The 22,585-nt window shown below is 69.0% G+C and carries 22 protein-coding genes and 2 pseudogenes; 6 read left to right on the top strand and 18 right to left on the bottom strand.

The annotated features are described in order from the left end of the window. The 7 genes from tap to ACLF5H_RS24010 form a co-directional block, all read right to left on the bottom strand. A complete protein-coding gene (gene tap, locus ACLF5H_RS24040) occupies positions 1–2,115 on the bottom strand; it encodes a telomere-associated protein Tap (RefSeq protein WP_421678098.1) in 2,115 nt (704 codons plus the stop codon). A 361-nt stretch (positions 2,116–2,476) separates the two neighbouring features. Beyond that, positions 2,477–2,647, bottom strand: a complete 171-nt coding sequence (locus ACLF5H_RS24035) for a hypothetical protein (RefSeq protein WP_421678097.1) — start codon at positions 2,645–2,647, stop codon at positions 2,477–2,479. An 87-nt stretch (positions 2,648–2,734) separates the two neighbouring features. Beyond that, positions 2,735–3,430 carry a hypothetical protein gene (locus tag ACLF5H_RS24030; RefSeq protein WP_421678096.1) on the bottom strand — a complete coding sequence of 232 codons (696 nt, stop codon included), beginning with the start codon at positions 3,428–3,430 and terminating at the stop codon, positions 2,735–2,737. After that, positions 3,427–3,948, bottom strand: coding sequence for an RNA polymerase sigma factor (locus tag ACLF5H_RS24025; protein WP_421678095.1), 522 nt, complete (start codon positions 3,946–3,948; stop codon positions 3,427–3,429). The genes ACLF5H_RS24030 and ACLF5H_RS24025 overlap by 4 nt, the downstream gene beginning before the upstream one ends. A gap of 1,468 nt (positions 3,949–5,416) precedes the next feature. Beyond that, positions 5,417–5,701: a hypothetical protein gene (locus ACLF5H_RS24020; RefSeq protein WP_421678094.1), complete on the bottom strand. Its 285-nt coding sequence runs from the start codon at positions 5,699–5,701 to the stop codon at positions 5,417–5,419. A gap of 512 nt (positions 5,702–6,213) precedes the next feature. After that, positions 6,214–6,510 carry a hypothetical protein gene (locus ACLF5H_RS24015; protein ID WP_421678093.1) on the bottom strand — a complete coding sequence of 99 codons (297 nt, stop codon included), beginning with the start codon at positions 6,508–6,510 and terminating at the stop codon, positions 6,214–6,216. Further along, positions 6,507–7,388, bottom strand: a complete 882-nt coding sequence (locus tag ACLF5H_RS24010) for a hypothetical protein (protein ID WP_421678092.1) — start codon at positions 7,386–7,388, stop codon at positions 6,507–6,509. The genes ACLF5H_RS24015 and ACLF5H_RS24010 overlap by 4 nt, the downstream gene beginning before the upstream one ends. A 258-nt stretch (positions 7,389–7,646) precedes the next feature. Here ACLF5H_RS24010 and ACLF5H_RS24005 point away from each other — a divergent pair, with 258 nt between their 5' ends. Then, positions 7,647–7,835: a hypothetical protein gene (locus ACLF5H_RS24005; RefSeq protein ID WP_421678091.1), complete on the top strand. Its 189-nt coding sequence runs from the start codon at positions 7,647–7,649 to the stop codon at positions 7,833–7,835. Position 7,836: 1 nt separating this feature from the next. Then, positions 7,837–8,157 (top strand): hypothetical protein, encoded by a 321-nt coding sequence (locus tag ACLF5H_RS24000; RefSeq protein ID WP_421678090.1) that lies wholly within the window; start codon positions 7,837–7,839, stop codon positions 8,155–8,157. A gap of 421 nt (positions 8,158–8,578) precedes the next feature. Here the strand turns inward: ACLF5H_RS24000 and ACLF5H_RS23995 are convergent, their stop codons facing one another. Next, a complete protein-coding gene (locus tag ACLF5H_RS23995; RefSeq protein ID WP_421678089.1) occupies positions 8,579–9,313 on the bottom strand; it encodes a hypothetical protein in 735 nt (244 codons plus the stop codon). Then, entirely contained in the window at positions 9,310–11,142 is a 1,833-nt protein-coding gene (locus ACLF5H_RS23990) for a hypothetical protein (RefSeq protein WP_421678088.1), read from the bottom strand. The genes ACLF5H_RS23995 and ACLF5H_RS23990 overlap by 4 nt, the downstream gene beginning before the upstream one ends. 382 nt (positions 11,143–11,524) lie before the next feature. Between ACLF5H_RS23990 and ACLF5H_RS23985 the strand changes: the two genes are divergently transcribed. Beyond that, a complete protein-coding gene (locus tag ACLF5H_RS23985; protein ID WP_421678087.1) occupies positions 11,525–11,770 on the top strand; it encodes a hypothetical protein in 246 nt (81 codons plus the stop codon). 99 nt (positions 11,771–11,869) lie between these two features. On the opposite strand, the pseudogene tpg reads toward ACLF5H_RS23985, so the two are convergent. Next, positions 11,870–12,289: pseudogene (gene tpg, locus ACLF5H_RS23980) on the bottom strand (telomere-protecting terminal protein Tpg); the annotation flags it as partial. On the opposite strand from tpg, the pseudogene ACLF5H_RS23975 reads away from it, so the two are divergent. Beyond that, positions 12,290–12,607, top strand: a pseudogene (locus tag ACLF5H_RS23975) (transposase); the annotation flags it as partial. 101 nt (positions 12,608–12,708) lie between these two features. On the opposite strand, the gene ACLF5H_RS23970 reads toward ACLF5H_RS23975, so the two are convergent. The 5 genes from ACLF5H_RS23970 to ACLF5H_RS23950 all read right to left on the bottom strand — a co-directional run bounded on the left by ACLF5H_RS23970 (position 12,709) and on the right by ACLF5H_RS23950 (position 16,795). Then, positions 12,709–12,981: a VOC family protein gene (locus ACLF5H_RS23970; protein WP_093892593.1), complete on the bottom strand. Its 273-nt coding sequence runs from the start codon at positions 12,979–12,981 to the stop codon at positions 12,709–12,711. Positions 12,982–13,277: 296 nt separating this feature from the next. Further along, positions 13,278–13,604, bottom strand: coding sequence for a hypothetical protein (locus ACLF5H_RS23965; RefSeq protein ID WP_421678086.1), 327 nt, complete (start codon positions 13,602–13,604; stop codon positions 13,278–13,280). A 174-nt stretch (positions 13,605–13,778) separates the two neighbouring features. Continuing rightward, positions 13,779–14,684 carry an IS982 family transposase gene (locus ACLF5H_RS23960; RefSeq protein WP_421678111.1) on the bottom strand — a complete coding sequence of 302 codons (906 nt, stop codon included), beginning with the start codon at positions 14,682–14,684 and terminating at the stop codon, positions 13,779–13,781. A gap of 126 nt (positions 14,685–14,810) precedes the next feature. After that, on the bottom strand, positions 14,811–15,593 hold the full coding sequence (locus ACLF5H_RS23955; protein ID WP_421678085.1) for a maleylpyruvate isomerase family mycothiol-dependent enzyme: 783 nt from the start codon (positions 15,591–15,593) through the stop codon (positions 14,811–14,813). A 365-nt stretch (positions 15,594–15,958) separates the two neighbouring features. Continuing rightward, complete coding sequence (locus ACLF5H_RS23950) at positions 15,959–16,795, bottom strand: hypothetical protein (protein ID WP_421678084.1); 837 nt, start codon at positions 16,793–16,795, stop codon at positions 15,959–15,961. A 241-nt stretch (positions 16,796–17,036) separates the two neighbouring features. Between ACLF5H_RS23950 and ACLF5H_RS23945 the strand changes: the two genes are divergently transcribed. After that, positions 17,037–18,434 carry a hypothetical protein gene (locus ACLF5H_RS23945; protein ID WP_421678083.1) on the top strand — a complete coding sequence of 466 codons (1,398 nt, stop codon included), beginning with the start codon at positions 17,037–17,039 and terminating at the stop codon, positions 18,432–18,434. A 223-nt stretch (positions 18,435–18,657) separates the two neighbouring features. Next, positions 18,658–18,834 carry a hypothetical protein gene (locus tag ACLF5H_RS23940; RefSeq protein ID WP_421678082.1) on the top strand — a complete coding sequence of 59 codons (177 nt, stop codon included), beginning with the start codon at positions 18,658–18,660 and terminating at the stop codon, positions 18,832–18,834. A 122-nt stretch (positions 18,835–18,956) separates the two neighbouring features. On the opposite strand, the gene ACLF5H_RS23935 is transcribed toward ACLF5H_RS23940, so the two are convergent. The 3 genes from ACLF5H_RS23935 to ACLF5H_RS23925 form a co-directional block, all read right to left on the bottom strand. Further along, the gene (locus tag ACLF5H_RS23935; RefSeq protein ID WP_421678081.1) at positions 18,957–19,103 is read right to left on the bottom strand and encodes a DnaJ C-terminal domain-containing protein; all 147 of its coding nucleotides are present in this window, start codon (positions 19,101–19,103) and stop codon (positions 18,957–18,959) included. 78 nt (positions 19,104–19,181) lie between these two features. Then, entirely contained in the window at positions 19,182–20,012 is an 831-nt protein-coding gene (locus ACLF5H_RS23930; protein ID WP_421678080.1) for a DUF721 domain-containing protein, read from the bottom strand. After that, a complete protein-coding gene (locus ACLF5H_RS23925) occupies positions 20,009–22,456 on the bottom strand; it encodes a hypothetical protein (RefSeq protein WP_421678079.1) in 2,448 nt (815 codons plus the stop codon). The genes ACLF5H_RS23930 and ACLF5H_RS23925 overlap by 4 nt, the downstream gene beginning before the upstream one ends. Positions 22,457–22,585 lie beyond the last annotated feature (129 nt).

Here is a 22,585-nt window from a genome sequence, read left to right as displayed (position 1 = left end):
CTACTCCCCTTCGTCCAGGACGGCGTCGCCGCCCTTGATGTGGCGGGCTGGGTTGATGCCCTGCTCCATCAGGTCGACCGTCCAGGTCATTGTCTGGACGCCCTCCAGCTTCACCAGGCCGGGCGTGGGCCCGAGGCGGAATGCGCCCGGCTGCGGCTTCCCGGACTCCGAGTACGGCAGGAAGTCCAGCGGGCTGCTGCCGGGGCTCGGGTAGACGACGCAGTCGGACAGCACGGCGAGCGGGAACAGCCCGGTCATCCGGGACATGTTCAGCAGCTTGCGGTGCATGTTGACGCGTGCCTTGGAGATGACGGCGGCGCGGATGTCGGGGCGCCAGGTCGGCCGCATCATGGCCGGCCACGGGTCGCCCTCCTTGTAGTGCTTGCCCTGCGGGTTCTCGAACAGCTTCCCGATGCCGCCCTTCACCGTGCCCTTGATCGCGGCCAGCACGGCGGCCATCGCCGGGTCGACGTCCTTGTGCCGCTCCATCGCCGCCAGGAACTCGGTGTCGGACAGGTCCTTGGTGACGCCGAGGTCAGCGAGGGTGTCAACGTACGCGGTCCTGAGCCGGTCGTGCCACGGGTCCAGGTACGCGCCGGTCTCCTTGCGCAGGTACGCCTCGATCGGGGCGACGTTGTACCCCAGCTCCTGGGCGTAGGCGACGGTGTGCGTCTGATACCAGGCCGGGCCCGTCGGGCGCTCGCCGGTCGGCGTGAACGGCGATGGCAGGCGCGGGTCCAGTTCGATACCGGACAGGTCGACCAGCCACGACCCCGGGATCTTCGGGCTGAACGACGGGTTCACGAAGTGCACCGGTTCCGACAGCCCGACGACCAGGCGGGCCGCGGCCGCAAGGAAAGCCGTGTTCAGGTCGAGGCCCACCGCGTAGGGCTGCATGGTGTCCGCGCCGGTGAGCTGGTCCAAGGGGCGAATCCACTGGTACGCCTCTTCGTGCAGGAAGCCGCCCTTCCAGCCGATCCGGTGGATTGCGGGGTGCTCGGGCTGTCCCTCCGGTGGCGCCGGGTCCATCTGTTCCGCCCCCAGCGAGCCAGGGTTGTGGCCGGACACCCAGTTGCCGGTCTCCTCGTCGCGCACCGGCCGGGTCGGCGGGCGCAGCGCGGTCATCAGCTCCAGGCCGTTGACCGCCGTGCCGCCGCGCGGGGTGATGACCCGCTGCGCGTACACCCCGAGGACGCGGGCGACGTCGGCCGGCTCCATCTCCGCGACGCCGGGCCAGGAACGGGAGTCGAGCGCGTCCCACGGCAGGATTGCCAGTTGCACGCACTGCCGGTCCCGGCCCTGCGCCTTGCGGTAGATCCGCGGCCACGGGCCGAAGCCGCGCTTGGTGAGCTGCCACTTCGCCTTCAGTACCTGCTTGACGACCGGGTGGTCCTCCGGCAGGCGCAGGCCGCGCCGGTCCTCCAGGCGCTCGGGCAGTCCGAGCTTCGTGGCTGCGGACGCTGTGAGAACGATCAGCGGGTCGGCGTCCTTGCCGTGGCGGTGCAGCTTCGGCGCACCGAGGCCGGACTCGCGCAGCGTCCACTCCACCAGCTGCACCACCGTGGCCGCCGGGCAGTCGAGCACCAGGCCGTCGACGCCGTACGCGGAGCCGTCTCCATCGAGGACGGCGAGCGGACCGTGGGGGAAGCGCGGGTCGGCGGCGGGCGCGGCGGCCTTCTTCGCCGGGCGCCGAGACGACGACGCCGGGCGCGCGGCCGCACGGGCGGGGTGCTCGGGCATGGCCGGGGCCTGAACCGGCGCGGGGGTCTCCGCCTGCTCCGGGGCGGCGGGGCCGGTGAACGCCTCGGGTACCTCCTGCTGCGGCGCGGCGGCCGGAGCCGGGGCGGGCACGGCGGGGGCGCCGTGGGCGGGGTATTTCGCCGCCCACCCCTTCAGCAGCCGCTGGTACGCCGACAAGCGCGGCTCCTTGGGTTCGCTCCGGCCGTTCTCGTAGTTCTTGACCGTCTGCACGGTCGACTTCAGAGCCTGCGCGAGGCGGGCCTGGGTGATGCCGGCCGCCTCGCGAAGCCGGGCGCGCTCCGCCGGGGGCGGGAGCTGCGGCTCCTCCTCCAGCAGTGCGTCGATGTTCGCGAACAGCTCTTCCTCGGACGCCATGGTGGTCGACCTCCTTCCGTGCCTTCACCCTAGCAGTCTTTATCCTGAATATTTAACCTGTTTCTTTAACCTGTTCGGAGTTATGTACCGGCGCTGAGTGGACGACGGACGCAGGCTCTGACCTGTGGGCAGTGCTGGTACTTGTCCCAGTCGTGGGCACCCTCTGAGATGCCGGTTCCGGGCGGCGTCGCGTAGCACGGTCAGGGCGGAGCAGCCGTGTGCGATTGGCCCTCGCCCGCCGGGCCGGCCGCGCCGGGGTCGCGCTGGCCGCCCGGGATCGACCTGCTGCACCCCCGTCCTGGACACCGGCCCCCACAGGGCTGGCGGCCGACCGGCATCCGGCGGCTCGAGCGCCCGGAGGTCACACCATCTGCTGGAGCCAATAGTTGACCAGGCTGGCGATGACCAGTCCGGTGCCGTAGGCGAGGCCGCTCACGAAGTGCCCTGCGGCGGCGCGGCACTGAGCCTGGGCCCATGGGCCGCGCCGGGAGGAGGACCGCTGGTCGTCTGACGGGGGAGGGGGAGTGGTCACGGAGCAGATCCCTTCTGGGGACATAGCTGAAGGGAGCCTCCCGGGTGGGGTGGGGCCCGGGGAGGCTCCCTTCAGCGGTGGGTGGGGTCAGTGGCTGGTGAGTTCACGCAGTCGGTCCGCGAGGCGGCGGTCGGGGCGGCCCAGCAAGCCATCGTGGTACTGGTCGGCCAGGCGGTCGACCGCCTCACGCAGGTCGCCGATGGGAACCACCCGGTGGGCGCCGGTGCGGGCGCGGTACCCGGCGAATCCCTCCAGCGCGTCGATCAGTGTGGTCCTCTCGACGACGTTGAGGTCGTCGCCCTCTGTGTCGGACAGGGCGTCTTCGACCCGCTCCCACCAGACGTCCGCCTCCCTCAGCTCTCCGTTGGTGAGGTGCTGGAGGTACAGGCAGTAGGAGGCCGCTCCGTGACCGGCGCCTGCGGCGAATCCCCACCAGAACCAGGCGCTTTCGGGGTGGTTGGCGAGGTAGAGGGAGCAGGCGAAGACGTAGATGCCATCGATGTCGAGATCATCGGTCCAGCCGTCGAAGACGGTGTGGGGGGTGCCGATGACGTCGGCGAGGTCTTTCACGTGTGAGGCCGCGCCGGCCTGGGTGACGCTCCAGGAGGCGACGGCCGTCAGGCGGTGGCGGGCCGGAGTGCTCTCCGGCCGCATCGGAGCCGGGGCCGGGGGCAGGAGATACCCGGCGTCCCGGGCCAGACGGCGCAGGCCCGCGGCTACGTCGAAGGGGCGGCGCGGCTCGCACGTGGACGCGCTCGCCAGATGTTCTTCCCATGTGTTCATACGGTCCCCTCCCCCTGGCACTTCAGGATCCGCTGGTAGACCGGGGACAGTCGCTCCCGGGCCTTGCGGCAGTGGTAGTCGACGGTGCTGGTCGTGACGCCCATGTACCAGCTGATGCGCTTGGTGTCGTAGTGGCCGATGAAGCGCAGGACCATGACGTCGAACTGCCGCGGCGGGAGCGCACCGAGCGCCGCGTACAGACCGCTGCCGCTGTCCAGTGCCGCCATCTGCTCCCGCAGGGACAGCAGGTGCTCCGATATGACGGTGCGCCTCACGATCGCCCACACTTCCTTCTGCAGGTCCTCGCTTTCCTTCGTCAGCTTGCCCCACAGGCAAAGGATTTCCAGGAAGGCGCGGTGGACCGCCCATTCGGCCGCGTCGTTCGTCCCCAGAACGGCCAGGGCCAGTTCGTGGAACGCTTCCTGGTTCAGGATGTAGAGCGCCTCGAACTCTACGGGCAGCGGGAGAGGGGCCGCGGCCACGGGAACGCAGCCGTCCTCGCCGACTTCTTCGGTCATCAGTCCTCTTCGTTGAGGGATGGTGATCGGCGCGGAGGTGCGCCGGGCGTGACCTACTCAAGCGTCCGAGAGCCCCGAACACGCATGCGCCGACTGACGACTTTTACGTTCAGAGGTCAACCAGTTGCGCAGGGTGACGCTAGATGTACCGTACAGACCGGCTTGACCAGCGCCTTTGGATCACTGGATGTGACATGACAGTGACAGGATGCACGGCTTAGGTGATGAAGGCCACACCGTCTTCAGGTTTGGGGACACCCAAGATCAAATATCGTTCGAGTGAATCCCATCAATTCACCAGACACTTACGACAGTTGCTGATAGGGCAACAAGTTGCTCACGTCGCGGTCCGCAACTCAGCGATGAGGTACGGCCGTCGCCGTACCGGCCTGCCGGGCGGCGTGCTTGGCTCGGGCCTATTCGATCACCAGGGCCGGCGGATCCAGTCCTGACGACGCTTGAAAGGCCGCGACTCGACGACGGCTTCATGACAGCGGCTCCGATCACGCCGGGCGGTCGCCTCGGCGATGCCTCGAGCTCTCCTCTCCTCACGCGGTCCTGCACAGCGGCGTCGGCTGCAAGACCGCGGCCGCGCCGTCACGCCCCCCGCCGCGCGTTCCGCATGAGCCCGGCCCAGGGCCGCCGCGTGGGAGACGTGGGCCTGGCGGCGGCGCACGGTACGGGCCTGCTCGATCGGATCCGACGATCGTCCTCGATGGCGTCGGGCTCGGCGAACACACGGCCGGACAGCTCGCAGCGGTCTGCCGCTCCACCGCCTCCGCAATCGACGGACCGACACAGCTCGAGGGCACCACGGCCCAGTGCGCGGCGAGCGCCTGATGGAAGCCGGCCGATCCCATCTCGCGCGTCTTCACCGGCGCCTGCGGAGCGTCCGGCGCGGCGGCCGGGTCCCCGCGATCCTGGCCCACCCCGCCTACCGGGCCGCCGCCGACTCACGCAGCGCCTGGATTTCGTCGGCGCGGGCGGCTTCGCGCGGCTCGGCTTCTCAGTGGGCGGTCCGCGGCTTCAGCGGGTACCGGCTGCGCGGTGCCCCGAACTGACGGTGCGTGTGGAGCCGGTCGGTGCCCCATGGGGGCACTGCGCGTGGCCCGCATACATGGCGTGGCGCGATCAGCCGAGGTAGGTCACCTGCAGCACGGTGATCGTCTTGGACACATGGCCCAGGAGCAGGACGGCGAAGGCGTGGTCAGTGACGAGCATCCGCATGACTCCGTCGTCTTCGCCGTAGGGCTGGGTGGCGGTGACGGGATCTTGGCAGGCATCGGCAAGCGCGAGCGTTAGCGACTCGCTTGCTGGGGCCGGCATTGCCTCGTGGACAGCGTCTGCAGCGATGTCATACTTGAGGCAGTACATACCTCTCCCTCGTCTCGATGGCGCCGGCGTTGCCGGGAGAGGTCGGCCGAGCCGAGAGTAGCAGGCAGAGAACTGTGCGTGTGGGGCGTTCGGGTTACGCGGCGCCGCGGGTACGGATGTGTTCGGCATCTGCGAGAACACGGTCGGTGGCGTCCACCCAGCAGTCGGATGGCTCGTCACCGCGGGCCTCGGCCGCTGCGATCCTACGTCCACGATCGATAGCGGCCACGACGTCTTTGGCGATGCGCTCCCACTTAGCGAAAACGACGAGCAACTCGTGAGCCGGCGCCCGGTTGATCTCGGCGAGGAAACGCTGAGCGAGGGCCGGGGTGCCCAGAGCGTCACGAATGGACGTGATCGTCCACGGCTGATCACTCATCGCGCCCTCCCGTTGCAAAATCATCGAGCGTGATATCACCGTAGCGCACGGCTTCGGGCAGTGAGGCTGCACCGGAGGGACACTCTTCGGCGGCTATCCCAAATGGCATATGCAGATCGCTTCACGCGGTCCTGCACAGCGGCGTCGGTTGCGGGACTGCGGTCGCCGCCGCGGCCTCCCTCGCCGCGCGTTCCGCACGGGCCCGGCGCAGGGCCGCCGCGTGGGAGACGTGGGCCTGGCGGCGGCGCTCGATGCGCACCTGCTCGTACGGGGCCCGCGCATCGTCCGGAACGCCGTCGGGAGGCTGTCCAGGAGGCCCTCCGGGCGCTCCCCGGCGCGCCGAGCCAGGCTGGACGCCCGAGCAGGAGAAGCAGATTCAGGCGATGGTGCGCGAGCTGCGCACGGTCCGGCAGATGGACCGGCCCGGCGCCGGTCTGCTGCGTCGGCTACGAGTGTGAGGCCCCGCACCGGCGCATCAGCGCAGGGCGGGGCCTCACGGGTGTCACCGGGGGCTACCTGCGCGCGGTGGTGTTCTCCCGGATCGCGGCGGCGACCTCCAGCAGCGTGTAGGCGAGGGCGGACAGACCTGTGCCGGCGACCCGGACCAGGGCGTTTTCGTTGCCCATCTGTGCGTCATTGTGGTCCATGGCCCCGGTCCGGCCGGTCTCACCGGTCGCAGGACTCAGCGTGGTGTCCGGCGTGCGGGCCTGTCGGCGCCAGCGGCGTTTCATCCAGCCGGCCAGCGCCACGATGAGTGTGGCGCCCAGGCTCCCGAGGAATTCGGGCAGCGTGGCGGAGAGTACGTTCACTTCAGTCTCCGTGCGGTGCGGTCTGCCGCCGCGGCCCGGTCCATGTGGCGGTCGCCCAGTCTCTGGAGTTTGCGCCGCACGCTGTCTCCGAACTGCCGCTCGTAGCTGAGTTCCCTGGCTACCGAACCCCAGGAGTCGTGGGCCGCTGACCACTGCAGGGCGAGGGCCTGCTCGGCAGGCCGCATCGCCTTCAGCACCGAAGCGATCCGCGTGTCGAGCTCGTTGGACAGCAGCTTCTGTTCGGGGGTGCGGTGATCGACCAGCAGGTCTTCGACGGTTCGGGTCGCGTCAATCGGCTGCCCCAGCAGGAGGGTCCGCTTCCCTCTTGCCTTCCGCTCCCACAGCGGCTGCAGCTGGCTGTGGTGCTCCTCCGCCTCACGCTTGAGCACGTCCTTGACGTAAAAAGCACCGTATCTGGATGCCAACAGGTCGACCCAGTCCCCTAACAGGGCCATCTCCACGGCTTCGCGCCAGCGGCCGGGGTGCCGACCCAGTACGTCTTTGGTGAACGCGTCGACAACCTCAGCGTCGCCCTCAAGTGTGGCGTTCCGTGCGAGGAACGCTTCATGTACATGTGGATGGAACGCGATCAGCACGGGCGGCCGCCTGAGCACGGCATCCAGCTGCAGCAGAATGATTGCGAGGAATTCGGCACAGTCACGGGGTCCGAAGATTTTCTTCGCCAGGTCCTCAGCTGAGGACTGTGTATCTCCTTCCTCCGGTGGCAGTTCTGCCAGCACAGCTGTTAGCTCGTGCTTGTACTTGCGGAACTCCTCGATCACTTGGACTGCCAGATGGATCAGGTGCTCGCGATGGCAGATCCTGGTGCCGTCGGCACCGTCCCTCTCTGCGTAGAACGACTCAAGAGTCTGCTCCATAGACTCAGAAGCTGTACGAATGCGGTCCTGCAGGGAAGTTGGATCTGGTCGGGGCGGTGTGTTCACGTGGAACTCCAGCGGCGTTAAGGTGAATGAGTGCATGAGGCTTCTCCACCTAGGCCCGGGAGCGCACTGGTCCGGCAATAAATCTCGCAGCCCTCTCTGTGATCTGTGCCACACCATCTCTGACCTGGGGCGCACAGCCGGGCTCGCCTTCCGGCATACCACCGGAGGAAATGCGCGGCCGTTCAGATCCGCGTGGAGCTGCTGCTGAAGTTCATGGACACCGCGATGAAGAAGGACGACTCGGTGGAGACGCTCGCCCGGATCGAGGCGCTGAACGCCGTGACGTACGAGGACTACCAATCGATGCTCCGAGGAGGCGTGCAACAGGTGCGAGGCCAGAGACGCGCTCGCCACGGGCCGCGATGTGTACGCGGACATTGAGATGAGCCTCAAACGGGTCCGTGATCTTCTCGAAGTCGTGGCCCTTATGGGGCCAGCCGACCATGACGTGCGGATCTCTTATCTGGACAGCCCCATGGCTCCAAGAAGCGGGTGCGGTTCCGGCGCGCTCGTCGACGCCGCGTACCGAAGTGTCAACGCGGCTCAGATGCTCCTCTGGGTGGCCCGCGGCCAGGACTTTCGCTATCTCGCACGGGCCAACAGCTTCCTCTCCGCCGCGGCGTACGGAGCCGCCCGCGTCACGGACCGCATGATCGTCTTCGCGGGAATCCCGGAGAGCCGTGAGGGGGCAGTTTCCGCCTGAGTGCAGGCCTACCCAGTGCGGGCCCCGCACCCTGGTGCACATACGGGTCGGCTACCGCACCGGGCAGCGCCTGGACGACGAGCACGCCGCTCGGTGGGCGCTGCCTGCGCTGAGCGTGGTGGTCACCGGGCTCGGCAAGGTCGGGCTATTCTTCACCCCGGCCGCCGGCTCCCAGACCTCATCCGCCGTCGCGCTGCCGCCAGACGCACGGGCCCGGACGGACCAGGTACCACCCGGCCGTGACCGGAGCCGTGCACGGGGTGTTGGACTCGGCAGCGCATGAACATCCGACCTCCCGCGGATACGCGCGTGAGGCCCCGCGTCGGCGCGGGGCGGGACCTCACTGGTGTCACCGGGTATCAACGTCCCCGAGACATCGCCTTCAGTATCAGGGCAGGCTGTTGGGGAGGGGATGAGGAACTCACTTGGCCATGGTGATCTCGCTGATTGTGCTGCGGCCGGGTGCTTCGTAGCAGAAAGTCATGTTCCAGCGGTGATGCTGAAGTCGCTCGCGTTCACACCGGAGGGCGTCATCGAGGGCGGTTGTCCCGGGGTCGAGGATCCAGGTGCCGTCGCGGTACGGCGTGAAGCCGATACGTGACCATGCGCGGCCCAGGTTGGCCCGGGCCTGTTCGTAGTCGGTGTCGTCGTCGCGTTCCAGGGGGCCTGGAAAAAGCGCGATGACGCCAGCTCCGTGGCTGAGGTAGTCCAGGGCCATTCCCGTGAGGTAGACACCGAGGCCGTGACCGCGCAGGCGTCGGTCGATAGTGACCTCGTCCACGATGGTTGCCCTGCCGGGCAGGGCGAGGAGATCCCGGAGGTCGTCGCACAGCTCGCCCGTTTTCTCGTCGTAGAGGGTTTTGCCGATCCGGTAGAGGTCTGAGCTGAGGAAATCGAAGCTGTGCACGATGTTGGCGACCCGGTATTCATCGGCCACGCAGATTCGGATCGATCCGAACATTTCGCCTGGCCCCTCCTCATTGACGTGCATGCCGACGTTCCAGTACTGCACGCCGTCTTCGTGGCAGGGATCGATCCAGTGTTCGCTGCTGTACGTAAGGACCATGTCGTCGATGCCGAGGCACTCGACGATGGGCGGATGTTGCTCTTGGACCTGTGCGGGTCCGGCGGGTGGGGCGCTGCTGGTGTCGGTCACTGATCGTCGCTCTCAGGTCGGGCGTGCGGGATCAGCGGCTTCGTGCTGTCGTGCTTGGTGGTGTGCAGGCCCTGCGGGCGGGTGGGGAGTGCCTGTGGAGTGGTGAGGATGAGCTGGGCGTCGGGGCCAGCGATCTCCGCGCAGATGGTGAGGACGGCGTTGGCAAGGCGTTTGCCCTCGGGGCCGCCGCCCAGCCCGTCGAGGGGGGCGTCGAGCCACTGGAAGCGGGGCAGCTGGACAAGCGGCATGCTGCGGGCAGCTTCGAGGGCCATCAGGTGGTAGGCGATGTGGGCGATGCTCACTAGGCCAGCCGAGCGAGCCAGTTGCTTCAAGGACCGATTGTTGATCTTCGGGGCCAAGGTCTTGGGATCGATCACGGCACTGCGGATTTTGTGGGGCGCCATAGGGATGGCGATGTCCGCGAAGATCTGTGACAGCTGCTTCGCGGTCTGCTGACGGTGCTCTTGCGCGTCCCCTTCGGCGGCGGCCCACACCTTCTCCGCGCCGTCGGCCCTCAGCGATGACGAGGCCGCCTTCTTCTCCAGTTCAGCGACCTGGACGAGTTCCTGGCGCCGTGCCTTGACCGCTTCCAGCCTCGCCCGCGCCTCGCTCTCGGCCGTACGGGCACGGGCCTGCGCTGCCTCGCGAGGAGCGATCTCCTGCGCCCGGTACGCGGCGCCCCTGCCGGCCAGCCGCTGCGCGTCCTGCTCGACCTTGCGCCGGGCATCGACCGCCTGCCGGGCGATGCGCTGGGCCTTGGACAGTTCCGATTCAGCCGCCGCAGCGACTTCCATGGCCTGTGCCAGCTCCTGGGCACGCCGGCCCTGGCGGGCGACAAGGCCAGCGTCGGGCTGGCGGCACAGCGGACACGCGGGCCCCTCACCCGACCGGGACTGCAAGGACTGCTCGCACTCGGGGCAGTGCGTACGCGGCCGCGCCGCTTCCTCTGCTGCGGCGAGACGCTGGCGGGCCAGTCCGCGGCGCTCATACTGCGCGACGACGGCCTGGTGCGCCTGGTCCGCCGTCGCGGCCGCGCTGGAGACGGCTTGCAGCCCTCGTGTCGCTTCGGCTTCCCGGCTGGTCAGTACACCTTGGTGGTCCTTGAGTTCTTCGGCCAGGCGCCGGGCTTCGGCCCGGTGGGTGTCGGCGTCTTTGTTGTGTCGCTCCTGATCCATGTCGAGTTCGAACGAGGTCGGCAGTCCGTACTTCTGCCGCTGTTCGTTCGCCTTGCGCAGGGCGGTTGCGTCTCTGGTCGCCTCGCGTCGCGTTGCCTTCGCCTGCGCCTTGAGGCGGGCTGCCTCCTTATCGAGGATTCCGAAGACGACTTCCAGGGTGAGGTTCATGTCCGCGGTGCTGACCGAGCCGAAGGTGTTCCGGCCGGCATGGTGCTGCTGTTCGTAGATGAGGACCAGCACCGTGTCGAGCGTGACGTTGCCGCGAGGGGTCTCCATCGCGGCGATCCCCATGCGCTCCAGTGAGAAGGAGCCTGCAGCCAGCTCGCCGGCCTCGGGCCGTACGGGCAGCGGTACTTCGACCTCTCCGGTGGTCTTGTTCAGGAAGGTCACGTGCTGGGCGGCGAGGTCCAGGGTGGCCGTCCAGATGCCCTCGTCCGTCTCGAACTCGACCCGGATGGCCTCGCACTGCTCGGTGATCACAGGGCTGAGGCCCACGCTGGTGGCCCCCAGGGCCGCGAAGGCCGCCTCCGAGATCGTGCTGCCGCCGGACCCGATACCGGCTCGCAGGTGGCGCACCGGCCCCTCGAGGTCGAGCCCACCCCACTCCCCCTCGATCAGGAACTCTTCCCTCAAGAAGGCGAACTTGCCCGCCATGGCGTCCCTATCACTCAGGCGCGATCCCTGGGCGGGATGCGTCGAACCGCCTCAACGACCGGCGCACGGGGACAGGTGCTGCGCAGGCGGTGCGTTCCATCCAATGAGCGATGCGTGCGGCGGCCGGTTGAGTTGCTTGGTTGACTGTCGCCACCTGGTTCGTTCATGGGCGCCGTGGCCGTGGCACGGCGGACCTCCGGCTATGAGATCGCCGGGGTGAGCAGAACGGCCTCCCACCCGACGGGTGGGAGGCCGTTCTGTTGTGACTGAGCGCTTCAGTTGGCCAGTTGAGCGGCGGCCTGGCCTCTAAGTCTCTGTGCGGCGTGACCACTTCAGTGGTACTACCGTCGATAGATCAGTCATCAGTTCCGAAGGGGAGCCCGTGCATCGCATTGAAGCCCGTCAGATCTACTCGACGTGTTCGAGCGGGGCGACCTACCACTACCCCGAGATCGTGATCGTGCGTGCCTACGACCCCGGCGCGCGGACCGTCGAGGTGACCGACGAGTCCGGCCGGGACCCCCGCACCTTCGACATCCCCGCGTCCTACTTCCATGCCACGAACACCACGTCGGCAGGTCGGCGTCGGATCACTGGCTACTACCTGACGGGCACCCGGCGCCGCTGATCTATGGGACAGGTGCTCAGGTGGCCAATTCACACTCTCACTGGCCAAATGAAGCGCTCAGTCACATCTGTACCGCGGACATGGATGACCATCTTCGTTCTAGAGCTCGATCTGGATGTGCTCTACGTCGGTGAACTCCACGCCGAGGCCGTCGGCGGCGATCTGCTGGAGCTGCTGCTCGGTGACGCCCTGCTCGCGGGCAGTGAACAACTGGTCGGCGTACTCGGGCGGCAGGGCCTGGGTGATGTCGCGGATCCGCGCGTCGTCGGTCGTGCCCGGCGCTTCGGTGAACCCGAACTTCGCGCGGGTGGAGACGACGAGGCCGTCGGTGGAGGCCGCCTTCTTCCTCGCTTTCGCCCTCACCTGCAGCTGCCAGCGCTTCTTGACCTCACGCTCTATGCGGCCGCGGAGGTCCTGGCGGGGCCGCTTGAGCTTGCCCGCGACGTACCGCTCCACGGTGCGCTGGGAGATCCCGAGCGCCTGGGCGGCGGCCTTGGTGCCCTTGAGCTGCTTGACCAGGCCACCGTCATCGACTCCCAGTCGATCAAGGCCGCCGACACCGTCGGCAAGGACTCCCGCGGCTACGACGTCGGCAAGAAAATCAACGGCCGCAAGCGGCACCTGGTCGTGGACACCAAGGGCCTGCCGCTGTTCGTCATGGTCACCCCGGCTGACATGACCGATCGCAACGCGGCCAAGGAAGTGCTGTTCCGGCTGCGGCTGATGCACCCGGAAATCACCATCGTCTGGGCCGACTCCGCCTATGCCGGACAGCTCGTGACCTGGGCCAAGACCTATCTGGACCTGACGATCAAGACCGTCAGCCGCCCGAAGAACGTCCCCGTGCCAGATCCGCGCTGCCGAGCGCTTGGTCGCCCGCGCTGCCCGCTCTGCCCTGCGCGGCCGCGGAGGCCGGGCTTTGGCCTGGGCAGGCAGCGTCATGCTTCGTGATCGGGGTCGAGCACCACCCTGAACCTGTTGCCTTCCGGATCGGTCATCAGAGCTTCGACGGGGTCGTGGAGTTCTACGAGAGAGGCGCCCTTTGCGACCAGGGTCTGAACCTGTTCGGCGACGGTTCCGACGAGGACGGTGACGACCGGCAGCACCGCCGGAGATTCCGCCTGGCCGACGCTGTACGCACCATGGCCAGGGATGCTGCCCCAGAACCTCATCATTTTCTCAGGGTCCACGGCTTCAAAATGAACATGCATGCTCGCTGTCTCCCTTTCATCTGTGCGGCTGAAACCGGAAACGGCCCGCCGAATCACTTGGCAGGCCGTTACGGGTGAGCTGGCTTCAGCAGTCGATCAGGGTGTTGCGTTGCGCGAGTGCGCTCACGCGGTCCTGTCCAGCGGCGTCGGCTGACCGCGTCCGTCATCCCCGGCCTTCCCGCTGCGTGTTCCGCACAGGCCCCGCGCAGGGCCGCGGCACGGGAGGTGTCGGCCAGGCAGCGGCGCTCGGTACGAGCCTGCGTGTCACGTAGACCAGAGGACGATTGGCACTTCTGTCATTGCACGTGCCTCCAAACGGTAGTTCCGCGTTCACGAGCGAGTTCGGCGAGCGGAAGCTTCTGATCTTCCTTGGCAGCGAAGGCGATACAAAGATTGTTTTCTGTGCCCACCAGCCACTCATTGCGGCGACGAGATGCCTCGACTTCGCCCTCGTTGACCGAACCCTGATACCCCATCGCTTCGACGCCTGTGGAGAGATCGCTCGAGCGGACAGTCATAACCCATTCCTCGATCATCTGGTCCGCAGCCGTCTCGCCAGCGTGCAGAAAATACAGATGGTACTCGGGACCGACTGTCTGCGTCGCATCGTGCCAAACCTCCATGAGTGTGTTCTCCAGAGTCTCCCGGTCCGAAAATTCAGGCGCTGTAGCAACCAGCACCCATACAGGGCGAAGACTGCTTTTCCGTAGCCGCATGACGGTCGTCTCCGGAAGAAAAGTTCGCAGGCGGGCGAGGACGACAGGAGCGCGCCGGGCTAGGTGATCGATTCCAAGCCGTCAGTGGTCATAGGCAGTCAGCGACCGCATGACGGGCTGGCCGGTGTGCTCGTTGTGCCAGATGGCGGCGGTCAGCGCGAGGATTCGCTGAAGCACGCGGACCATCACGCCGCCGGGGGTGCGGCCGCGGTGGCGTTCGAGGTCGAGCTGGCCCTTGAAGGTCTCGTTGATCGACTCGATGACCTGCCGCAACGGCTTGAACAGCTGTGATCCGGCCCGCTCAGCCTCGTCCTTGCGGGCCGGACGCAGCAGTTCGATGTTCAGGTCGGCCAGCTGCGACTCGAACTCGCGGCCGAAGTAGTTCTTGTCGCCGATCAGCGTCTGTCCAGGTGGCCGGTCGGTGACGAGCGTGGGTTCGGTGGCGAAGATGTCGAGGAGTGTCTCGCGTTCGTCGGCCTTTGCCCCGGTCAGCGCGAACGCGATCGGCAGGCCGCCCAGCGTGCACAGCAGGTGCAGCCGAAGGCCCCAGAAGTAGCGCGTGTGGCTGGCGCAGTAGCCGTACTGCGCCCATCCGGCCAGGTCGGAGCGCTTGACGGTCTCCCGGGAGCGACCGCACTCGACCGGTGTGGAGTCCACCACCCACACGTCGTCGGTCCACAGCGCGGTGTCCGCGGCCAACTTGCGCATGACGTGCTGGATGAGCCCGACCGCCTTCCGCAGCCTCTTGTTATAGCCGGGCCGCTTCGGCAGGTACGGGAACAGGTGCCTCAGGTGGACCCGGGCATGCCGGAGCCAACGGGCCTCGGAGGTGTAGCCGAGCATGGCCTGCATCATCGACAGCGTCACCAGTTCGGCGTCGCTGAGCTGCGGCGTTATGCCGACCACCGGCTGCCACGGGGCGAGCTGCGGCGAACTCGTCAGCAGGTCGTCGGCCCTGACGTAGAGTGCGGTCGCGAGGGAGTCCATGTCTGGCGTCACAACCTGACTGTGGACTCCCTCATCTCATGCGCGCAGCCAATCCTTGGAATCGATCACCGTTCGGTTCAAGACCGTTCGCGATTCAACCGGCAGGCTGTACGCGCTGGCGTGTCGTCACGCCCAGTCCTCCGGTTTCCAGGCGAAGAGCAGGTCGAGCAACTCCCGGTCCCCGTCGAGTTGCAGGGAGTCCACCGAAATGCGGTCGTACCGCCAGAGGACCAGATCACTGGCCGTGCCGCGAATGGAGAGGCCTGCCGCGTTCTGGCCCTCGCCGGCAGCGGGCAGCCGGGTGGTCCGTGCACCGTCGCCGTCGACCGTGAGGCGCCAGGAGCGGCCCTCGGTGGCGTGAAAGTCGAAGGCGGTGGGCTTGTGCGGCCAGGCACTCCTCGTGAAGCTGGCGATGAACAGGCTCTCCTCGACACCGTCGAGCGCCACCTCGACAGGAAGTGAGGCCGAGTCGCCCACGGTGAGCTGGGCATCGTAGGTGTGCACCGCGATCTCCTGGACTTGGTGCCGGGCGACGCCACCGGAAGTGTGCGGCGTCTGCGTGACACCCCAGCCGGTGAAGCAGCCCTGGTCCGGACCGGCCTCCCGCAGGGCCGCCAGCATCAGCTCGGTCGAGGCCGCCAGCCAGGCCAGCACGGCCTCGCGCTCCTGCGGCGCGACCGCGTCACCCTGGGCCGGGGTCTTGGATGTGGCGTCCGGCCCGGCGGCGACGGTGGCGGCCCAGAGACGGCGGCGCTCGCCGATGTGCTGTACCAGGTCGGACAGCGTCCACTCGGGGCAGGTCAGCACCTGCACGTCGAGGCTGGGCGCGGCGGCGATCGCAGCACGGAAGGCGGTTGAACGTTCGTCGATCAGTCGCAACAGATCGGGAAACTCCAGAGTCTTGTGCACAGCGGCAGTCCTACCATCGTGATTCACTTGCCCAACAGCGGTTTTCCCAGCCGGTGCGGCGGGGCACTCCGGCCCGGGCGAGCCCACGCTCGGGCTTCCGCTACGCCACAGCCGAGCCCCGCGTCCCAGGTGACAGACCCACGATCCACTCGCTCCGACCGCCTCGGCCTCGGCCAAGATCGCGGTGGACAGCCGCTCCCAGGTCCGGTCCAACTCCCAGCTCCGGAAGCGGCTATACACCGTCTGCCGGTGATGCTCATCCCCTGCTGCTGCCGACAGCCGCAACAGGAGACCGTGTTCTTGCTGTTCAGCGCCTCAACGCGCAGCCCAGGACCCCTTGGAATCAATCATCTAGAGGATCACGGTCACGGGCGGCTGCCCTCCACCGTCCGGTTCTGGACGGGCAGGCGTTCCTCGGCGGCGCGCAGCGGGATGTACTTGGCCCGCGGCCAGCGGGAGGTGTCGAAGTCGGGGTCGTCCTGCCAGGGCAGGGCGAAGTGGCGGAGACGGTTCCATGCGTCCCGGCGGGACTCCAGGTCGCGGTCGAGGTCGGTGTCGTAAGTGAGTGAGCCGTGGACGTCGTCGCGGGTCATGTCGACGGCCGTCTCCAGGGCGAGCGCGGAGCGGTGTTCCTCGGTGCCGACTTGGTGCAGGGCGAGGAGCTGGTCGGTGTGCTTCTTGAGGAACCCGTGCAGTGCGTCGAGGTGTTCGCGGGTGATGTGGTCCGAGTGCACCTCGGGCTCGTCGGCGGGGATCGCGTAGGCGGGGCTGTCGCCGCCCGCCGTCTCGGCTGCGCGGTCTGCGGCCTCCTGAGCCTCGTTCTCGGCGTTGTGGTGCTCGACCCGGGTCCAGGGCGCGTACCGGTGGGCGTCGGTGGTGCCGCGCCAACAGTCGGCGATGTCCACGAGCCGGTTCCACTCCCGGCGCACTTCCTGCCTGTAGCTCAGGGTCCACGACGAGTCGAGGCCGCGGGCGAGGTCTGCATCGCGGTTCCTGATGCCGTGCCGTGCGCCGGCAGCGATGTCCTGGACGATCGTGTGCAGGGCTTCGGCGGCTCGATGGGCCTCTGTGCCCTTCTCGGACGTTGAGACGAGGGCACGCAGCTTGGTGGTCAGGAAGTCGGTCAGGCCGTCGACGTGGGCGGCGGTGAGCTCGTCGCCGTAGTGCAGAGTGCGGAACTCGGTGCGGGCGTCGGCTGTCATCGGTCGGGCGGTCCCTTCTTCGGGATGTCGGCGACGAGGGACTGATTGGTCGTCATGTCCCGCTCTGTCGCGTCGGATAAGGAGAGGTTATCCACGCGATCACCGTTGTCCGCGATTCGCAGACAGTCAGGACGGAAAAAACGCGTAATCGCTGTAGCGGAAACGCGATCTAGTGCTGTATAAGGAGTATAGATAGTGCTGCACAACGAATGCAGCACATGACGAGGATCGAGGAATCTACATGACCGTCCATCTGTACCCCCTCGCGAACGGGCTGAGCACCGACCACCCGGTGCCCGGGCTGCCGTTCGTCGACGACTCGCACATCCCGCTCGACGAGGGCCCCGAGGCCATCGAGGCCGTGGGCCGCAACCAGGGCGAGGGGATGTGGGGCCGCTACGACCCCCACCGCTCCTCCGGCGGCTGGCGGGCCTTCACCACCGACCCCCACGACCACTCGCTCGGCTGGTCGGTGCGCTACCACCCCGAGCACGGCCGGACCGTCCTGCTGATGAAGGACGACGACACCGCCACCCTGCACAGCACCTGGGACGGCGAGCAGCTGCTCTACCGGGCCGGCGGCTACTGGTTCGACGGCACCACCTGGTACCGGCCCGGGCAGGTCTGGGACCCCGTCGAGCAGGACTACGAGAAGCGCCAGGCGCGCGCCGCGGTCACCGTCAGCGCCGCCGACATGCTCGACCGCCGCGCCGACGCGGCCCGGGCCGCCGTTCTCGACATCGCCGACATCGACGCCGAGGCGCCGGCGCCGGTGGTGGAGAACTGGGGCGACCACCTGGCGCTGTGGGCCGCCCACCAGGCCGAGCGCGACGGCGCGCTGCCGCTGGAGCGGTGCGTGGTCGACCTCGCCACCCCGGAACTGAGCGGCGCCCAGCTGATCGGGGTGCCGGAGATGGCCGAGCTCGGCGGCATCACCGCCTCGACGCTGCGGGCCTACATCTCGCGCGGCAACAGCGAGGTGCCCCAGCCGCAGGCCCTGGTCGGCGGCCGTGACCAGTGGGCCCGGGCCGTGGCCGACGACTGGGTCGAGGCCCGACGGCGCTCCTACGAGGGCGTCCGGGCCGTGATGTCGACCGGTGACCGCGACCAGCTCTCCCGTGGGGCGGCGGACGTCCGCGACCACTTCGCCGCCGACTTCCAAAACACCCTGTGGGGACGGCCGGACGTGCGCAAGCGGTGGGTCCTGCGCGCCCGCAACGAGGACTCCGTCCAGGAGATCGCCGACGCGCTGGCCTGGAACGTCGCCAGCAGCCTGGACCGCATCCTGCCCACCCACCTCCTTGGCCACACCGTCGAGAGCGCCGTACTGCACGACTTCGCCGACGCCATCGACCTGGACCGCGAGGTGGCGAAGAAGCAGCCCCGGAAGCAGGAGTGGCTGCACCTGTGGGTCTCGCGCCCGGTCGCGGCGACGCTCGACTGGTTCATCCGTCACCACCCCGAGTCCGCCCACCACTACATCGGCGAGATCACCCGCGAGGCCAGCACCCGGTGGGGCATCCCGGCGGAGGACACCCTCTACACGCTGCGCCAAGCCGTTGCGACGGACGGCAAGCTGAACCAGAAGGACGCGGAGTCGTTCTTCGCCCTGCTCACCCCGCCGGAGAAGAACGACTGACCCGGCAAATCCCGACGGGCGGGGCCCGGAGCCACTGATCCTGGCTCCGGGCCCCGCCCGCGACTGTAGCCGGAGAGAGAACTTGCTGACGACGCCTGCTGGACTTCGTGGTCTTCCCTGCCACGCGCGTATCCCCCATCCTGGTGCCGACGACCTGCCCGCCCAATCTCCCGTGGGCGAAAGGGCCTGACAGCAACTTCACGACAACCGCGCCCGTCACGCCGTGGTCCGCAGCTCACGGTGTTGCGGCACGACGGTCACCGACCCGGGCTTCGTCCGCTCCGTCTGGTTTCCGTGGCTGTTCACCACCAGGCAGGGCGTCGCCTACAGCTCCGCGCGCCGCGACGCGAACGTCTTCGTGCTGATCGTGGACTGGGCGCCTTCACCTACGCCGGGATGATCGCCCTGTACTTCTTCGCCCGCGCACTCTGGGCCGTCGACGACGACCAGTCCGCTCCGTCCAGCACGGCAGCGCCCGGTGCCGGAGCGGCAGAGCTTCGCCCGCCGGAGTCCGACGGCTGATCAGTCGACGACGTGCACGGTGACGTACATGTCTCCGGGCGCGCCGCCGTTCTTGCCGGGGCCGCCGAGCTCGCGGATGCGGACCTCCTGACCGTCCTTGAGGCCGGCAGGGATGCGGACCTTGCAGGTGGTGCAGGCTGCACTCACCGCCGACGCACGGTGTACCAAGCGTGTACCCGTCACGCTACGCCGTGATAACACCAGTAACAGGGGGTGCTGATCGGCTCAGGCCGTGCCCCGCAGTGCAGCCGACTGGGGCACGTCGGCCTGCGTCCCGGACTCCCGGGCTGCGCGCTCTTGCCGGGCCCGGCGCAGGGCGGCGGTCTCGGTGGCCGCGGCCTGGCGGCGGCGCTGTGCCCGGGTCGCCTCGAGCGAGGTAAGCCCATCGTCTGCGACGACGCCCGGCTCGGGGAACGCGCGGCGGCTCAGCTCCCGCATCGTTGCGGTCTGCCGCTCCACCGCTTCGGCGATGGCCGGGTCCCCCGTCGACGGCTGGACAGCCTGGCGGTGCGCCTCGATGGCACGGCGGTAGCCGTCCGGCGGAGTCCGTCGCTGCACCGGCGCGGCGGGTACGGGCGGCGGGCTCGGGTAGGCGGCCGACGCGGGGCCGGCCTTCACGGGTGCGGGCGCCAGGACGTGCAGCGTGCGGACGTTCGCGCCGCGCACCTTCTCGTTGGCAGCCGCGACCAGCTTCGGTGCGCTCCAGCGCAGCTTCGTGCCGTACGCGGGGGCGTCGGGAGAGACGTCCAGGCAGCCGGTGTCCGCGTCGAAGCCGACGGCCTGGACGTGCCCGGCGAGTTCGGGCGCGGCCGCGGCGAGGATGTCGTCGAACTGGGCGAGGACGCTGCCGCCGGCGGCCGGGGCGACCATGCCGCGCTCGGTCATCATCATGCTGATCGCGCTGCCCAGCCCGAGCGGCTCGCGGCCGTCCCGCCGTACGACGGTGGTGCGTCGCTTGGGCTTCTTCGTCTGGGTGCCGCCGTTCTTCTTCGCCGCTTCCCGGGCCGCGATGAGGGCCTGGCGCGCGAGGTCGACCCCGCTCAGCTCGGCGCTCACACGATTACCGGCCCGGTGGTGTCGCCGTCCAGCGGGCGCGCGGCGAGCTCCGGCAGCCGGTCCGCCCCCAGCGCGGCTGCGGCCGGCTCGGGGTGGTCGGCGGCCTGCTCGCGCACCTGCTCCAGCCGCACCACGAGCAGGTGCTCGGCAGTGCGTTCACGGGCGGCCTCAGCCTCCTGTGTCGCGGCGGCGACTGCGTCCGCGCCGTTCGGGTTGCGCCGGTACCAGGGGCGCCCCTGCTCGGTCTGGTACGCCCGGCGGGCCTCGGCCTCAGCTTCGTCGGTCCGGCCCAGCATCGCCAGGGCGTTGCGCCGGTACTCGGCGAGTGCCTGCTGGGCGGTGTGCAGGGCACCGTACGCAAGCACGGCAGCGAAGGCATCCGGTCCGGCTTCCCGGTCGGCCGGGTCCATGGCGCGCAGGTACTCAGCACAGACGGCCGCGATGTCGCGCTCCATGGTGGAGCGCACCTCGGCGGTGACGGCCGCGACGTCGCCCGGGGCGGCGGACCAGGTAGCTGCGACCAGCCCGGCCTCCACGATCGCCGCTTTGGTCCGGCGCCGGTAGCCGCATGCCTCGCACAGCCCGGCCGACCGCTGGAGCGCGCAGTCCTTGCACGGCAGGGCCTGGCGCACCGCATCGGCGGCCGCCGCCGCCTGGCGCTCGCGCTCCGCCCGCTCCCGGGCAGCCGCATCGCGGCGGGCCTGCTCCACGCGGGCCCGCTCCTGCCGCCAGGCGAGGTCCTCTGCCTCGATGGCGACCCGCTCGCGCAACCGCTCCTCGAGGAGCCGGCGACGCTCGCTGTCACTCAGGCCGGGCAGATCCCGGTCGATCTCAGCAGCGGTCTTCGCACGGCGGGCGCGGCGGATGTAGATCACGTTGCCGCACATCTCGCAGTCAGCGCCGGTGTCCAGCCGGATCCCGTCGTCGCAGCGCCGGTCCGTGCACGCCTGACGCTGCACCAGGCCCTTGCGGATCAGCCACCCGTACGGCTTGTCGATCAGGGCCTCTCCGCCGCTCTCCTTCAGCCGGTCGGTGACCCGGTCGGCCAGCAGCCGCGGCCCGCCGCCCTGGTGCTCCAGCAGGCCCTCCAGCCGTTTGATCTCCGCCTCCGCGGCTGCCTGGACCTGGTCCTGCTGCCAGCCGGAAAGCTGCGCCCACAGCCCCGCGGCTGGCCCCAGTGCCACCCGCAGACCAAGATCAGCCGGAAGGGCCGCCCTCCGCTGCTGCTGCGCCTTTTCCCAGCCCACGGCCTTCGGCCGGCCACCGGCACCAGCCCCGGCAGCACGCTGTCCATCACGCCCTTCGACCGGGGACTCCTTCGGCTTTTCCCCGCGCAGCGGGCCGTCCTTGGCCACCGGCGACGCCGAACCAGCAGCGGCGTCCTCGCCGTCGGCGGCCTGGTCCTCGCGCACGCACACGCGCTCCGGCCGACGGCCTTCACCCCCACGGCCTTCGCCGGAAAAACCACAATCAAGCTGAGGAGGAACTACGGGAGTAACCACAGAAGTGTGGTCTGCGTGGAGCTCTGCACCATCGGGACGCTCCTGATCCGCCGCACCCCCAGGGGCCTCAGCACCACCGATCCCAGACGTACCAAGGGCACCCGCCGCACCGGCCGGGCCATGATCTCCGCACGCACCATCGGGACGCGCCGAAAACATCGACCCAGCCTCTGAAACAGCCTCCACGGGGGCCAGGGCGCGGCCATACGCGCGGGCGACCGGCAGCAGCATGACCTTGCCCCGGCCGTTCATCCGCGTCGCCGTCGCCTTCCGCTGCCGTGCCACGACACCGGCCTCCGTCAGCCGAGCCAGGACCTTGCGGGCCCCCGCGGGCGAGCAGCCCAGCAGCCGGGCCAGCGTCGCGGCGCCTCGCCCCTCCTTCGTCTTCACTGAGCCGCCGACCAGCTGCAGCCAGCCCGATGCCCGCGTGTTCAGCACCATCAGCAGCAGCCCGAGCCGGTCCGTCGCCGCGCCCTTGCTCCGACGGTCGGCCAGCAGCCCCGGCGGCGTCGGCTCCTTGCCCTCCGGCGCCCAGCCGGGCCCGAACAGCACCTCGATGAGGCGCAGCAGCGTCGCAAGCTCCGACTTCGACAGCGCCAGCGGGTGCCCCGCTCCCCCGCCCTTGCGGATGCGCCACAGCGGCATGACCAGGCACTCAAGGCCGGTCGGGTGACCCTCCGAGTTCCTCACGACCTTCGTGTGCACCCCGTCCGACTTCTTCAGCGGGGCCAGCGCGTTGCGGTGGACCGACGACTCGCCCACCCCCAGCCAGCGGCCCAGCTCCGCTACCCAGATCGACGTCTGGTTGTCGTTCTTCCCGCCCATTGGCGCCCGCGACTTCGCGTACAGCACCACCGCCGCGAGCCTCGCCACATCCTTCTGCCCAGCGATCGACGGGTCCGCCAACAGCGCCTGGACCGCGTTGCGCAGCCGCAGCCGCATCGCACGACCGAGCCGGAGCGGGTCACCCGGACCACCGTCTCCCGGCTGACCACATGACGGCACTGGCCCCAACGGCGTCCACTTTTGGCCGAAGCGAGGTTCCGGAACCACTCCGGCAGGCCTCTCCAG

It is taken from the genome of Streptomyces sp. LaBMicrA B280 (assembly GCF_049222185.1).
Lineage (GTDB): Bacteria > Actinomycetota > Actinomycetes > Streptomycetales > Streptomycetaceae > Streptomyces > Streptomyces murinus.
This window is presented reverse-complemented; position numbering and strand designations above follow the sequence as displayed.

Coding starts and splice junctions, on each gene's coding strand:
- ACLF5H_RS23970 (WP_093892593.1), bottom strand. CDS start 12,981: ATGCATGTTCATTTTGAAGCCGTGGACCCTGAGAAAATGATGAGGTTC.
- tap (WP_421678098.1), bottom strand. CDS start 2,115: ATGGCGTCCGAGGAAGAGCTGTTCGCGAACATCGACGCACTGCTGGAG.
- ACLF5H_RS24010 (WP_421678092.1), bottom strand. CDS start 7,388: ATGGAGCAGACTCTTGAGTCGTTCTACGCAGAGAGGGACGGTGCCGAC.
- ACLF5H_RS23950 (WP_421678084.1), bottom strand. CDS start 16,795: ATGACAGCCGACGCCCGCACCGAGTTCCGCACTCTGCACTACGGCGAC.
- ACLF5H_RS23925 (WP_421678079.1), bottom strand. CDS start 22,456: ATGCGGCTGCGGCTGCGCAACGCGGTCCAGGCGCTGTTGGCGGACCCG.
- ACLF5H_RS23965 (WP_421678086.1), bottom strand. CDS start 13,604: ATGGAGGTTTGGCACGATGCGACGCAGACAGTCGGTCCCGAGTACCAT.
- ACLF5H_RS24020 (WP_421678094.1), bottom strand. CDS start 5,701: ATGAGTGATCAGCCGTGGACGATCACGTCCATTCGTGACGCTCTGGGC.
- ACLF5H_RS23960 (WP_421678111.1), bottom strand. CDS start 14,684: ATGGACTCCCTCGCGACCGCACTCTACGTCAGGGCCGACGACCTGCTG.
- ACLF5H_RS23990 (WP_421678088.1), bottom strand. CDS start 11,142: ATGGCGGGCAAGTTCGCCTTCTTGAGGGAAGAGTTCCTGATCGAGGGG.
- ACLF5H_RS24030 (WP_421678096.1), bottom strand. CDS start 3,430: ATGAACACATGGGAAGAACATCTGGCGAGCGCGTCCACGTGCGAGCCG.
- ACLF5H_RS24000 (WP_421678090.1), top strand. CDS start 7,837: ATGAGCCTCAAACGGGTCCGTGATCTTCTCGAAGTCGTGGCCCTTATG.
- ACLF5H_RS23945 (WP_421678083.1), top strand. CDS start 17,037: ATGACCGTCCATCTGTACCCCCTCGCGAACGGGCTGAGCACCGACCAC.
- ACLF5H_RS24025 (WP_421678095.1), bottom strand. CDS start 3,948: ATGACCGAAGAAGTCGGCGAGGACGGCTGCGTTCCCGTGGCCGCGGCC.